Source organism: Suilimivivens sp. (assembly GCF_037359455.1).
GTDB classification, from domain to species: Bacteria; Bacillota; Clostridia; order Lachnospirales; family Lachnospiraceae; genus Suilimivivens; species Suilimivivens aceti.
This window is the reverse complement of the sequence record NZ_JAXXXI010000025.1, coordinates 20,646-34,386: the sequence shown is the minus strand read 5'-3', so window position 1 is coordinate 34,386 and position 13,741 is coordinate 20,646. Positions and strand designations below refer to the sequence as shown.

Below are 13,741 nucleotides of genomic sequence, written 5' to 3'. Positions count from 1 at the left end.
AGAGCACTTGACTTTTAATCAAGTTGTCCCGGGTTCGAGTCCCGGGTGGCTCATTAAAAAAGGATCCAATGGATCCTTTTTATTTTTATTCTCTTCTCAGCTCTGCTTCTTTGTCTCCCTTGGCTTCCTGAGCCGTGTCCGTCACCTATCATTCATCCAGATAACAGATCGTAAAATGTGCCTCTCCTTTATAGTCAAGTTCCATAATAATATAAGAAGGTTTTTTGCCCTCCTGTCTTGGATAAGTAAGACTTCCCGGATTAACCGCTATAATATCTTTATCAATGTCCACAATGGGTCTGTGAGAATGTCCGAACATGACGATATCCATGCCCCGTTCTCTCGCTTCCCTCTTGATATTCTCATCTCCCATAGACACATAGTAGGTATGTCCGTGGGTCAGCCATATCTTGTATTTTCCGATCTGGAATTCCTTTTCCCGTGGAAGATCAGAAAAGAAGTCGTTGTTTCCCATGACCATCTGTACAGGACATCCTGCACTGCTGGCGATCAGATATTCACTGCCCTCCACGTCCCCACAGTGGATCAGCATATCGATCGGTCCTGTTTTTTCCAGTACTTTCAAAAAATTTTCATTGTGGCGGTGAGTATCACTAACAATCAGTATCTTCATCCCAGTTTCTTCTCCAGTTCCTTTTCCAGTTCTTCTCTCATTGCCCTGAGTGCTTTTCCTCTGTGGCTGATCCTGTTCTTATCTTCATCCGACAGCTCTGCCGTATATTTTCCGATCTCCGGCACATAAAAGATAGGATCAAATCCAAATCCATTCAATCCCTTTTCCTCATAGCCGATCCTTCCCTCAATCGTTCCTCTTGTTGACAGTTCCCTGCCATCCGGCAGCACTGCCGCTATGGCACATACGAATCTTGCAGATCTCTTTTCATCCGGAACGCCCTCAAGCCTCTGTACCAGGTTGGCATTCTTAACCCGGTAGGAAGTGTCCTTGCCAAGATATCTGGCTGAATAAATGCCTGGCTCCCCATTCAGATAATCGATCACAAGCCCGGAATCATCTGCAAGCACGATTGCTTCTTTCGCAGCCCCTGCCACAGCCCTTGCCTTGATCATGGCATTTTCTTCAAAGGTTGTCCCATCCTCTATAATATCTATATCGATCCCTGCCTCTTTCATGGACAAAATCTGTACCTTTTCCCCAAAAAAGGTAAGTCCATCCAGAATCTCGCGGATCTCCTTCATCTTTCCTTCATTCCCTGTTGCAAAAATAATCTTGTACATAGCTGTCACCCGTTTTTCTCCTGCATTTCATAGACCGTCATGATACTCTGATAAATACCATCTGCGATCCTTCTAATATAATCTTCTCTTGAGAGGAGTCTGGCCTCCTGTGCATTACTCAGATAACCAACCTGGATTGTTGCTGCCGGTATTGTCAGCTGATACAATACACTATCCGGATCCGGCTCCTCCAGCAGACCCTGTGCTTTTCCGCTGACCGACACAGTCACTTCTCTTTCCAGCGTATCTGCAAGCTCTATATTTCCAAATCCCGGGATAAAATATGTACCATTATAAAGTGCCCTTATCCCATACTCCTCAGAAGCTTCCCCGCACGCCGTTTCAATGCGTATGTACATATCTGCCTTCGCGCCATTTCCAAGGATGATCCTGTCTGATTCATCCTCATAGATATTGTCCATCCTGGTATAGTATACCTTAATGTCCTCTCCATCAAGCTTCTCCTTCAGAGCTCTGGCTACAGCGAGAACGACATTCTTTTCCTTCAGTCCATTTCTGACTGCTCCTTCTTCCCTTCCTCCATACGCAGGATCTATCACCACGATCCTGTCATAAACCTCTCTGGGCGTCAGAAAACTGATATACAGATTTTCATTTTCCAAAATGGTACGACATTCACAAATCCCTGTCAACTGTAAATTGAGAACGATCCCGCCCTGTACCAGATCAAAGCTTCCCGCATTGATCATCTGATGATTTCCAGAAAGAACATTTTCCCTGTAAAAATCCTCGTTTCCACCTGGTACATAGATCCAAAGCTCCTGATCCATATAATGGTTCTCTATCGTGATGTCCGATGCTTTGCATCCTTCCGGCAACGGTATCCGGAGATAACTGCTGTCAGCTTCCCCAGGCTGGAAAGCAAGAGCATGGGATTCATTCCCGGTAGCGATTGTTTCACCTGCTACTTCGTCCTGTGCAACCCCTTCTATGGTCACTACTTTATGTACAGACAGATAAATAATGGTTCCCATGGTGATCACAAAAAAGCAGATACAGCATATGGTTGTTTTTTTCATCAGTTCCTGCCGCATGCCGTTTTCCCTCATCCTTTACGTAGAGCTGGTTTGGGTCCTGGGAACTGATAAAAATATGTCTTCATCATACCATTGTAGATCTTACGGTTCTTTGCTGCCTTCAGTCCAAGCGCTTCCTCAGCCTGCTCATAAGCTGTGATCAGATACAGTGACCAGCAATCCAACGCCTTAAAGCGCTCTCCGATCGTCCGGTAAAGAGACGGCAGCTTTTCCTTTTCCTCCAGTCTTTCTCCATAAGGAGGATTCGTAATGATAAAACCATATTTTTTATTATGGCTTAGCTGGTCAACTCCTCTTCTCTGAAAATGGATCAGATGATCCACTCCCGCAAGACGGGCATTTTCCCTGGAGATCTCTACCATTTTATCATCTATGTCATACCCCTGGATATCTGTCTTAATATCTGTAATGATCCCATCTCCGGCCTCTTCCCTGGCATATTTCCATTCTTCTCCCGGAATCAGATGTGTCCATCCCATTGCCGTAAAATCCCGTTTCCAGCCGGGTGCAATATTAGCTGCCATCATAGCGGCCTCTATCGGAAAGGTCCCGCTTCCACAGAAAGGATCAACCAGGATACGATCCCCTTTCCAGGGCGTCAGCATGATCAGGGATGCCGCCAGATTCTCCGCAATAGGTGCTTTGGCCGTAAGCTTCCGATATCCTCTCTTGTGCAGAGAATCTCCTGTCGTATCAAGTGCTACTGTAACCTGATCCTTTAGCAGGAATACCCGGAACGGAAAAGCTGCACCATTCTCTTCAAACCATTCAGTATGATAAACCTCTTTCAGCTTCTCCACCATTGCTTTCTTCATAACAGACTGTATATCAGAGGGACTGAACAGCCTGCTTTTCACACTGGCTGCCTTGGTCACCCAGAACCTGCCATCTGCAGGAATAAATTCATCCAGCGGAAGTGCTTTGGTTCCCTGGAACAGTTCTTCATAGGTTGTCGCCATGAAGCTGCCCACCTTAAGCAGGATCCTTTCTGCACTGCGAAGGAAGATATTCGCCCTGCAAATGGCTTCCGCATCCCCTGTAAAGGTCACCCGGCCATCTTCAACCAGCGTAACGTCATATCCTATATCTATGATCTCTCTTTTCAGAACAGCCTCCAGACCAAAGTGACAGGGTGCAATCAATTCGTACGTTTTCATTTTAAATACCGCCATTTTTCATTCTAATAAGGAGTATACCACATATGAAAAAGCTTGAATATACTGAATTATAAGAAATTTTTGTATCTTTTTCCCCATATCTGTCTTGCCATCTTACTGAAAAAGGGGCTGTGCACCTTTCATGCACAGCCCCTTTCCAGCAGACACTTTAATATTCGCTGCGGTTTTTGCTGTTATCAGAACAGTTAGAGCTGTTCTTCTGGCTGTTCTTGGAAGAATTCTGGGAATTATTCTCAGAGTTCTTATTCTGGGAATTCCTGTTCTGCGAATTCTTATCCTGACTATGGTTATACTCATTCTTTGACATTTACGATTACCTCCTGTCTGATTGGTTACAGGAGTAGTATTTTCCGCTTTCTGCCTTTTTATACATTAAATTTTTAAAAAAAATCCTTCCATGGAAAACCATGGAAGGATTTTAAAATGTTACAGGTTAAAGAGGACAGATAGCTGTTAACCCTTAACAGCACCTGCAACCATTCCCTTGATGATCTGCTTACTGAATACAAAGTACAGCACAACGATCGGGGACATGGTGATCAGCATAGCTGCCATCTGCTTCGGATAGTCGGATGCGAACTGACCCTTGAACTGTGTCAGTGCAAGCGGTACTGTCTGCAGATGTACGTTCTTCATAAGTACTAATGCGAATGAGAATTCATTCCAGCAGCCAAATACCTGAATGATAGCTACTGTTACAAGGATCGGCTTACAAATCGGAAGAATAATGTGCCACAGTGTATAGGAAAATCCACTGCCATCAATGGCTGCAGCTTCTTCCAGTGAAACCGGAATACTCTTTACATAGCCTTCCACAAGGAAGATACCCATGGGAAGTGCAAAGGAAACATATGGTAACAGCAGTGTATACCACTGATCGGAAATCCCACACTTCTTGAATACTACATAAATAGGTACAAGCAGTGAGTGGATCGGGATCAGCATACCCATCAGGAACATTACATACAGAGGACGGTTCAGCTTGAAACGGACTCTTGCAAGAATGTATCCAACAACAAAACTGAAGGCTACGATCAGCACAATGGAAATTGCTGTGGTACGTACACTGTTCATCATGGACTCACCAAGATGATAATCAGAGTTACCTAAGATTCTGATATAATTGACCAACGTCGGATTCTTCGGAAGTCCGACGATATCTGCATTAAATACTCTCTTCTCCTTCAGGGATGAATATATCATCCAGACGATAGGGAAGATACAGGTAAGGGAAAATACAATACAGATAAAGTTCAGCACTACTGTAAGAATACCCTTACGGATCGGATGCGGTTTCGCTACTGCCTGAGTATGTGTTGACATTTTTACGCCTCCTTTTCACGTGTGAGTAATTTAACAAGTGCCTGTGATCCACCGATAACCAGCATAGCCAGAACAAAGATTCCTACGGAAATACAGCTTCCGTATCCCATATTACTCTGGTTGAAGGATATCTGGTAACCATACATTGCCATAACCATAGATGCCGTACCAGGACCACCCTTGGTCATAACGAAAATATTATCGAATGCCTTCATATTACCTGCTACGCAAAGGGTAATACATACAAGCATAGTATTCTTAATCAGGGGAAGCGTGATATAAAGTGCTCTCTGTACCCCGTTCGCTCCATCGATCTCAGCACTTTCAAAGATTTCCGTATCAATAGAGGAAATCGCTGAAAGGATAATTACCATGTAATATCCGATATACTGCCAGATCAGAGGAATGGAAACCAGAAGCATTACCAGCTTCGGCTCATTCAGCCATACCTTACAAAGATCATCACGGCCGATAAGTCTTAAAAACCAGTTGATGATACCATACTGGTTGTGATAGATCATATTCCAGATCAAGCCCAGACATACTGCAGAAATCGTGCTGGGGAAGAATCCGAAGGTTCTGTGGATTCCCTTCAGTTTAACAACCTTGGAATTCACGATCATAACCATAATAAATGCAATACCGATCTGACCTATGATACAGGCGATAACAAGGTAAATGTTATGGCCGAACGACTGCCAGAATGTTGCATCATGAAATAATTGTACATAATTATCAATTCCGATAAAAGTCTTCTTGGGGCCACCCTTCCATTCGAAAAAGCTGTAAACGAATGCGGTTACCAAAGGAACAAATACAGTGAATACAAAAAAGACAACCGGAACTATCAGATAGAGAAACACGGTTCGTGCTTTAGGTTTTATGGAATTTAACATGCTATGTAACGCCCTCTCTTTCCTTTAAAAAACCGCTCTGCCTGCACAAGGTAGGCAGAACGGTTAAGAGTTATCTCTTTATTACTGCGTAGGAGCTGTGCCCCTGCCAGTCATCCTATCTTAGTAGTTTGCTTCGTATGCAGCCTGTGCATTTGCAGCAACATCTTCAGGTGTCATATCACCATTCATCATTGTCTGAAGGTCTGTATTTAATACATCCCAAACAGCACTTGAAATATAGGAGTCATAGATTTCACATGTCTCTGTATCAATGTAAGACCAGTTGTAGAAATCCTGTGTGATCTGATCGAAGTTACTCAGGTCAACGTCAGCAACCTTTGTAAGTCCGCCCAGAGCATAGTTTGTAGCTACAAAGTTAGCGAATGCAGGACCTGTTACATACTCAGCAAGGTCGATAGCTGCTGCTAACTTCTCAGGATCATCAGCAACCTTAGGATTGATTGCTACAGCATATCCAAGACCAATGTTCTGTGAGTTAGGAGCATATGTTGCATCTGCAGGCTGAGGAAGAACTGCAAATCCGATGTTGTTGTACTTCTCTTCATTGCTTGCCAGTAATGTAGCTGCGATATAGGACTCATCCCAGTTACCACCGATGAATGCAGCAGCATCACCAGAGATATAGTACTCACGAGCATCCTCGTTTGTTACAGCGTTGAAGTCTTCATTGAAGATCTTTGTGTCATGGAACAGTCTCTGTGTCTCAGTAAGAGCTGCTACGAATGTGTCATCTGTGAAAGCAGAACCACTCTTAGCGATCAGACCCATGAACCAGTCGGGACCTGTGTATCTGTTACCAAGTGTTGACAGGAAGTCTGAGTTAGCCTGCCACTTACCACCGTTACCAAATGCAACAGTTGTGATGCCCTTCTCGTTGAAGTACTCAGAAGCCTTCTCAACATCCTCCCATGTTGTAGGGAATGCATCAAAGCCAGCTTCCTTCCACATTGCCTTATCATAGATAACTACTGTACATGTACCACCTGTAAGAACAGGGTAACCATACATCTTACCGTCAACTGTGAAAGGTGCGAAGTAAGAAGTATTGTAATCAGCGTAGTAAGGTGAAGACTTGATATCCTCTGTTAAATCATAAACCAGACCCTGATCAGCCCAAGCGATTGTGTTCATACCCTGAAGTAAGAATACATCCGGAAGGTCATCTGCTGCAGCCAGTGTAGCGATCTGTGTCTTGTACTCAGCGTTAGCAAGTACGTTCTGTGTTAATGTGATGTCAGGATGAGCCTCGTCCCACTCAGCAAGAACGGTACGGAAACCATCAGAACCACCATTACCTTCAGATTCCTCTGATGTTGAATAGTGCATGATCTCGAGCTCGCCAGCATAGGTGATTTCGTCGCCAGCTGCTGCTGTCTCATCTGTTGCTTCTTCTGTTGTTTCTTCTGCTGCAGGAGCTTCTTCTGTAGTAGCTTCTGTTGTTTCGGTTGTCTCTGTTGTCTCAGTAGTATCTGCGCTGGAACCGCATCCAACTAATAAGCTGGAGATCATAGCTACTGAAAGCAGAGCGCTAAGTAATTTCTTTTTCATTACTTAAATCCTCCCTTTGAATTGTGTGAAATTGTTTCTTTGCATTTATATATACGGAAGTGTTGCCTTCCGAAAATGCCTTATCTCTTTCCGACTGATCTTCCCTCAAGCACCTTTCCTTCCACAATTACCTGCTCAATAATTGTGCTCTTTGGTCTTTCGATCAGGCTGATCAGCTTCTCTGCTGCACATCTGCCAAGTCTCGCAGTATCCTGCTTAATCGTTGTCAACTGCGGCTCGATATGCATTCCTGCCCGGATGCCATCGTACCCTGCAACAGATACATCCTCCGGTATTTTAAGTCCTCTTTCCATAATCGCATTCATACCGCCGAATGCTGAAAAATCATCCGGATAGCAGATGCAGGTTGGTGGTGTTCTCAGATCAAGCAGCTTTTCTGTCATGATCCTCGCTGCTGCCGCATCTCTGTAAGGAGCTTCCAGTACATATTCATCCGGCACATAAAGTCCAAGCTCTTCTGCCGTATGGTAAAAGCTGGAAAGCCTGTTCCGTGTTACGGAAGAATCCACACCGTGGATATAGGCGATTTTCCTGTGTCCCTGTTTATATATATAGGTAAGAAGATCTCTCATACCTTTCACATTGTCGGACACAATCGATATTCTATTGTTGAAAACATGATCTACGGTTATTACCGGTATTTCACTTTTGACAAGCTCTTCCACTTCTGGATCGTAGAAGTTCACACATACAACTGCAACTCCATCAAAGCCTCTGTATCTGCTATGCTCCAAATACGACATCCTGCGATCCTTGCTCCTGCTGACATTGATAAAGGTGATATCATATCCCTTTCTCTCTGCTGTGCTCTTAAAGCTGTCAAGCACAAAAGCGAAATAGTCGTGTGTCAGTCCGCTGTGATTATCATCCGAAAACAAAACTCCAATATTATATGTACGGTTTGTTTTCAGTGCCTTGGCTGCTGAGTTTGGTAAATACCCCATCTCCTTGGCAACCTGCTTGATATGTTGCTTCGTTTCACTACCGATGTCATTATGATCATTCAGTGCTTTGCTCACAGTTGCTATCGATACACCGCAAGCCACTGAAATATCCTTCATCGATACCATTGCTGCAACTCCCAAAACCTTCGTAAAACACTTAATCGTTTTCGTGCTTTTATAATATAACATCTTTTATAGTTTTGCAACACTTATTTTAAATTTTTTTAGGCAATTTTTATACTTCTCCCAATTTTACGCCTTTTTCGGTTCCATATTTACTCTTTCTACCTATATAATGCAGCTTTTTGCAGGTAAGCAATATCATTTTATGAGATACCATGCTACGAATTGCACAATTTTGTAGTTGCATTATACCATTGTTTTATGTATAATTTGGTTCATAGAGACTACTTAATCGTTTTCGAATCCCATTTTCGGAGCGTTAAGTAATATTTCACAAATCATATCCACTCAATACATACTACTAATTAAATAAGGAGAAGAAGCTATGAAATTTGGTTATTTCGATGATGCGAATCGCGAGTACGTGATTACCACACCAAAAACCCCGCTTCCCTGGATCAACTATCTGGGCTGTAATGATTTTTTCAGTCTGATATCCAACACATGCGGCGGTTATTCCTTCTATAAGGATGCCAAGCTGTTAAGACTGACCCGTTACCGTTACAATGATGTTCCCATGGATATCAACGGTAAATATCTGTACATTAAAGATGGAGATACCATCTGGAATCCCGGCTGGGAACCGGTCAAGACAGATCTGGACTCCTATGAATGCCGTCACGGTATCGGCTACAGCCGCTTTACTTCATCCAAGAATGATGTTCAGGCTTCTGTTCTTACCTTTGTTCCTATGAATGATACCTGTGAGGTAAGCCAGTTAAAGCTTACCAACAATTCTTCTGAAGAGAAGACCCTTTCTGTATTTTCCTATGTAGAATGGTGTCTCTGGAACGCTGACGATGACAGCCGGAACTTCCAGCGTAACTACAGTACCGGTGAAGTAGAGGTTGTAGGTTCTACCATCTTCCACAAGACCGAGTACAGAGAGAGAAGAAATCACTACGCTATTTACTCTGTAAACGCAGAGATCGCAGGCTTCGATACGATCCGTGAGGCTTTCCTTGGTTCCTACAGAGGTGCTTATGAACCCGAAGCAGTAGAAAAGGGTGCCTGCACTAATTCCATGGCAAGCGGATGGCAGCCTATCGCTTCCCACCAGTTAAATATCACTCTGGCTCCCGGTGAGACCAAGTCCTACGTTTTCGTTCTTGGTTATATCGAGAATCCTGAAGAAGAAAAATGGGAATCCTACGGTGTCATCAACAAGACCCGTGCTTATGCTATGCTTGACAGATATAAGACAGATGCTGATGTTGAGAAGGCATTTGCTGAATTAAATGACTACTGGAAGAAGCTGCTTTCCAAGTACACTGTGAAGTCATCCAACGATAAGGTTGACCGTATGGTAAATATCTGGAACCAGTATCAGTGTATGGTAACCTTCAATATGTCCCGTTCTGCTTCCTATTATGAATCCGGAATCGGCCGTGGAATGGGCTTCCGTGATTCCTGCCAGGATCTGCTCGGTTTCGTGCATCTGATCCCAGACAGGGCAAGAGAAAGAATCATCGATATCGCTTCTACCCAGTTCCAGGACGGAAGTGCTTATCATCAGTACCAGCCTCTTACCAAGAAGGGTAACTCTGATATCGGAAGCGGATTCAATGATGATCCGCTGTGGCTGATTGCAGGTACCAGCGCTTACGTAAGAGAGACCGGAGATACTACGATCCTGACAGATATGGTTCCGTTTGATAATGATGAATCCGTTGCAACACCTCTGATGGATCATCTGAAACGTTCCTTTGATTACATTGTAAACCACAAGGGTCCTCACAAGCTTCCTCTGATCGGCCGCGCTGACTGGAATGACTGTCTGAACCTGAACTGCTTCTCCGAGCATCCCGGTGAATCCTTCCAGACCTTTGGTCCCAGCGAAGGACCTGTTGCTGAGTCTGTATTCATTGCCGGTATGTTTGTAAAATACGGCGAAGAATATGCACAGCTCTGCGAGCTGATGAGCGATACTGCTGAAGCAGAAAGAGCGCGTAAAGAAGTTGCCATTATGTATGACGCTATCTTAAAGGATGGCTGGGACGGTGAATGGTTCGTCCGTGCTTATGATGCTTACAGCCACAAGGTTGGTTCCAAGGAATGTGAAGAGGGTCAGATCTATATTGAGCCCCAGGGCTTCTGTGTTCTGGCAGGTGTCGGTGTGAAGGAAGGCCTTGCAGAAAAGGCTCTGAACTCCGTAAAGGAAAAGCTGGATACCAAGTATGGTGTCATGATTCTCCAGCCTGCTTACACCAGATACCATGTCGAGCTTGGTGAGGTTTCCTCTTATCCGCCCGGATATAAAGAGAATGCCGGTATCTTCTGCCATAATAACCCCTGGGTATCCATCGCAGAAACCGTTATCGGCAGAGGTGACAGAGCCTTCGAGATCTACAAGAAGACCTGTCCTGCTTACATCGAAGATATCAGCGAGGTTCACAGAACTGAGCCTTATGTATATTCCCAGATGGTTGCCGGTGCTGATGCCAAATTCTTTGGTGAGGCTAAGAACAGCTGGCTGACCGGTACTGCTGCATGGACCTTCGTCAATGTATCCCAGTACATCCTCGGTGTATATCCTACTCACACGGGGCTGAGCATCAATCCCTGTGTTCCCAAGGGCTTTGGTGATTTCGAACTGACAAGACAGTTCCGTGAAGGAAGCTACAACATCAAGGTCGTAAACCCTGACAATGTAGAAAAGGGCATCAAGAGCATCACCGTTGACGGAAAGCCCGTTGATGGCTGCGTTATCCCTTATGTAAAGGGTAAGGAAACCTATGATGTTGTTGTAACAATGGGTTAATATTAATGTTTTTCAGGTTAGAAAAGAGGACCGCTGCGGCGATCCTCTTTTCATTTCCATATTCAGCTTCTGCTTTGCCAGCAGCTGCCTGACAGCTTTACATCAGCGGTGCAATCAGCTTGAACAGTGTACCGATCAGCTTCTGATACAGTGGCAGCTTCTTATAATATTCCATCGTTACTTCCTGACAGTCCTCCAATGTTCTCTGGAAATCGGCCTCAATATCCTGTATGACACTACTGTCATAAAAATAGCAGCCACATTCAAAATGGTGATAAAAGCTTCTGTAATCCAGGTTGATCGTACCAACCGTAGCACTGCTGCCATCCACGGAGAATACCTTGGCATGGACAAAACCGGGCGTATACTCATACACCTGAATGCCTGCCTCCAGAAGCTTTGGATAATAGTTCCTTGCAATGTAGTACACGATCTTCTTATCCGGTATATGCGGCAGGATCATCTTCACTTCCACCCCACGCTGCGCCGCATAACGCATAGTGTCAAAAAATTCCTGCTCTACAATGAAATAGGGTGTCATCACATGGACATACTTTTTAGCCGTATTAAAGAGAGATTCATAGACTGTTTTCGCCACCTCTGTCGGAACTGTCGGCATCTCTCCATAAGGAATGACAAAGCCGTCATCCTTTAGCGGCTTATCAAACACTATATTCTGCAGATACTTCTCATATTCATCAGCTGCACCGTTCTCTGATACATGCCACATCTGCAGATACATCACAGTAAAGCTTCTGACTGCCTCCCCCGTGATCTTGACAGCTGTGTCTTTCCAGTGTCCATATACCTCTTTCTCATTAATATATTCATCTGCCAGATTGACTCCTCCGGTAAATGCAACTTTTCCGTCAATCACCACGATCTTTCTGTGGTCTCTGTTATTCTGATTCGTAGAAAGAAACGGCATGATCGGAGCAAACATCTTGGCCTTGATCCCGTACTTCTCCAGTTCCCCTGGATATCCGTAGGGCAGAAGCATGATCGAGCACATGCCGTCATACATGACCCTGACCTCCACACCCTGCTTTACCTTTTCCTTCAGGATATCCAGTATGGCATTCCACATGATACCTCTTTCCATGATAAAATACTCAAGGAAAATGAACCTCTCCGCCTTTTGCAGCTCTTTCAGCAGATCCTTAAATTTGTCTTCCCCAGACGGATAATATACGGCTTCCGAGCCCTGGTATGCCGGAAAGCCCACGGTTCCCTCCATATAACGGGCAAAGCCCCTGAAATCCGCCTGGCTCCCTGCTACCGCCTTCTTCGTGCGCTCCGTGGCAAACAGCAGTCCTTCCGTTTCCTTCAGTCTTACGTAAGTCCTGGCCTTCAGACCGATCCCGCCCAGATTCAGCTCTACAAAGAGATAGATCAATGCGCCGAATACCGGCAAAAGGCATATCAGAATACACCATGTCATTTTAAATTCCGGTGCGCCATCTCTGTTTACAATAAAAATAACAAGCAATGCCCCCAGAAGGCTCATTCCCTCCGTGATATAGGAAAAGCTCTCTCCCAGCTTGGTAAACCCAAAGCAAAGCACTGCAAGCTGTACCAGGATCATCAGAATGATAAACAGGGTACGGCTGAATATGATCTTAAAAGCACAATTGATAAAACGCTTCATAGACTATGTCCTTTCCATCACAATATATGTAATACCTGTTAAGCATACACCTTTTTTACTGTTTATGGCAAGCATTACCAGACTATGCTACAGCAGATGCAGAAGCTCCTCGAAGCACACACCGTTTTTTGGCTCAATCTGCATCTCTGCTGTTTTGATCATACACTTCTTAATGAACCGGCAGGCTCTGCGCACGGATTGTCCGAATTCTACCCCGTTTACCGCATCTGCTACGATAATGGATGCAAACAGATCCCCGGTACCGCAGCGCTCCTCGAAAACACGGTGTGTTCTGATCATCCTGGGTTCTCTGCCCTTTTCATACATAAAGTTGGCAATGAACTCTCCCTGTGGGATCCCGGTGATCACCACCTTTTCTGGTCCGTACTCCGTCAGACGCTCTGCCATCCCAAACAGCTCCTTCCGTGTCCATCCATGATCCCGGTAGGGCACACCGGTTAACCTGCACCCTTCGGTCAGATTTGGCGTCACAATATCTGCCAGAGATACCAGCTTACGCATCAGCAGACACATTTCCTCTGTATAGACACTGCTGATTGAGCCGTGGTCCCCCATCACCGGATCCACTACCACAACAGTATCTTCCCTGCGAAAGTCCCTGATAAAGCTCTCCACCATATCAATCTGACGGGCAGAGCCAAGAAATCCGGATACGATCCCATCAAATTTCAGATCCAGCTTCTTCCACATTTCCAGATATGCCGGAAGCTTTTCCGTATAATCGTCAAAAAAATATTCCGGATATCCTGTATGATTGGACAGTATAGATGTGGGCACCGGACAGCACTGAAGCCTCATATGGGAGATCACAGGAATCGCTACCATGAGCGAGCACCTCCCATAACCGGACAAATCATTAATCGCTGCAATTTTCTTCTGCAT

Annotated in this window: 12 protein-coding genes; 1 reads left to right on the top strand and 11 read right to left on the bottom strand. The window is 44.7% G+C overall.

Annotated elements, in window-relative coordinates:
• Positions 1-148 precede the first annotated feature (148 nt).
• The 9 genes from WJQ40_RS03305 to WJQ40_RS03265 form a co-directional block, all read right to left on the bottom strand.
• Positions 149-634: a metallophosphoesterase gene (locus WJQ40_RS03305; RefSeq protein ID WP_337537881.1), complete on the bottom strand. Its 486-nt coding sequence runs from the start codon at positions 632-634 to the stop codon at positions 149-151.
• The gene (gene rdgB / locus WJQ40_RS03300) at positions 631-1,257 is read right to left on the bottom strand and encodes an RdgB/HAM1 family non-canonical purine NTP pyrophosphatase (protein WP_337537880.1); all 627 of its coding nucleotides are present in this window, start codon (positions 1,255-1,257) and stop codon (positions 631-633) included. The genes WJQ40_RS03305 and rdgB overlap by 4 nt, the downstream gene beginning before the upstream one ends.
• A 5-nt stretch (positions 1,258-1,262) precedes the next feature.
• Positions 1,263-2,312 carry an N-acetylmuramoyl-L-alanine amidase gene (locus WJQ40_RS03295; RefSeq protein ID WP_337537879.1) on the bottom strand — a complete coding sequence of 350 codons (1,050 nt, stop codon included), beginning with the start codon at positions 2,310-2,312 and terminating at the stop codon, positions 1,263-1,265.
• 11 nt (positions 2,313-2,323) lie between these two features.
• Complete coding sequence (locus WJQ40_RS03290; RefSeq protein ID WP_337537878.1) at positions 2,324-3,472, bottom strand: class I SAM-dependent RNA methyltransferase; 1,149 nt, start codon at positions 3,470-3,472, stop codon at positions 2,324-2,326.
• Positions 3,473-3,641: 169 nt separating this feature from the next.
• On the bottom strand, positions 3,642-3,800 hold the full coding sequence (locus WJQ40_RS03285) for a hypothetical protein (RefSeq protein ID WP_262575157.1): 159 nt from the start codon (positions 3,798-3,800) through the stop codon (positions 3,642-3,644).
• Between the two features lie 146 nt (positions 3,801-3,946).
• Positions 3,947-4,816 carry a carbohydrate ABC transporter permease gene (locus WJQ40_RS03280; protein WP_337537877.1) on the bottom strand — a complete coding sequence of 290 codons (870 nt, stop codon included), beginning with the start codon at positions 4,814-4,816 and terminating at the stop codon, positions 3,947-3,949.
• A gap of 2 nt (positions 4,817-4,818) precedes the next feature.
• Positions 4,819-5,712, bottom strand: a complete 894-nt coding sequence (locus tag WJQ40_RS03275; RefSeq protein WP_118798873.1) for a sugar ABC transporter permease — start codon at positions 5,710-5,712, stop codon at positions 4,819-4,821.
• A gap of 120 nt (positions 5,713-5,832) precedes the next feature.
• Positions 5,833-7,281, bottom strand: coding sequence for an ABC transporter substrate-binding protein (locus WJQ40_RS03270; RefSeq protein ID WP_337537876.1), 1,449 nt, complete (start codon positions 7,279-7,281; stop codon positions 5,833-5,835).
• An 80-nt stretch (positions 7,282-7,361) separates the two neighbouring features.
• Positions 7,362-8,372, bottom strand: coding sequence for a LacI family DNA-binding transcriptional regulator (locus WJQ40_RS03265; protein WP_337537875.1), 1,011 nt, complete (start codon positions 8,370-8,372; stop codon positions 7,362-7,364).
• Between the two features lie 382 nt (positions 8,373-8,754).
• Between WJQ40_RS03265 and WJQ40_RS03260 the strand changes: the two genes are divergently transcribed.
• Positions 8,755-11,190 carry a glycosyl transferase gene (locus WJQ40_RS03260; RefSeq protein ID WP_337537874.1) on the top strand — a complete coding sequence of 812 codons (2,436 nt, stop codon included), beginning with the start codon at positions 8,755-8,757 and terminating at the stop codon, positions 11,188-11,190.
• Between the two features lie 97 nt (positions 11,191-11,287).
• Here the strand turns inward: WJQ40_RS03260 and cls are convergent, their stop codons facing one another.
• Positions 11,288-12,838 (bottom strand): cardiolipin synthase, encoded by a 1,551-nt coding sequence (gene cls / locus WJQ40_RS03255; RefSeq protein WP_337537873.1) that lies wholly within the window; start codon positions 12,836-12,838, stop codon positions 11,288-11,290.
• An 87-nt stretch (positions 12,839-12,925) separates the two neighbouring features.
• Positions 12,926-13,741: a pyridoxamine kinase gene (locus WJQ40_RS03250; RefSeq protein ID WP_337537872.1), complete on the bottom strand. Its 816-nt coding sequence runs from the start codon at positions 13,739-13,741 to the stop codon at positions 12,926-12,928.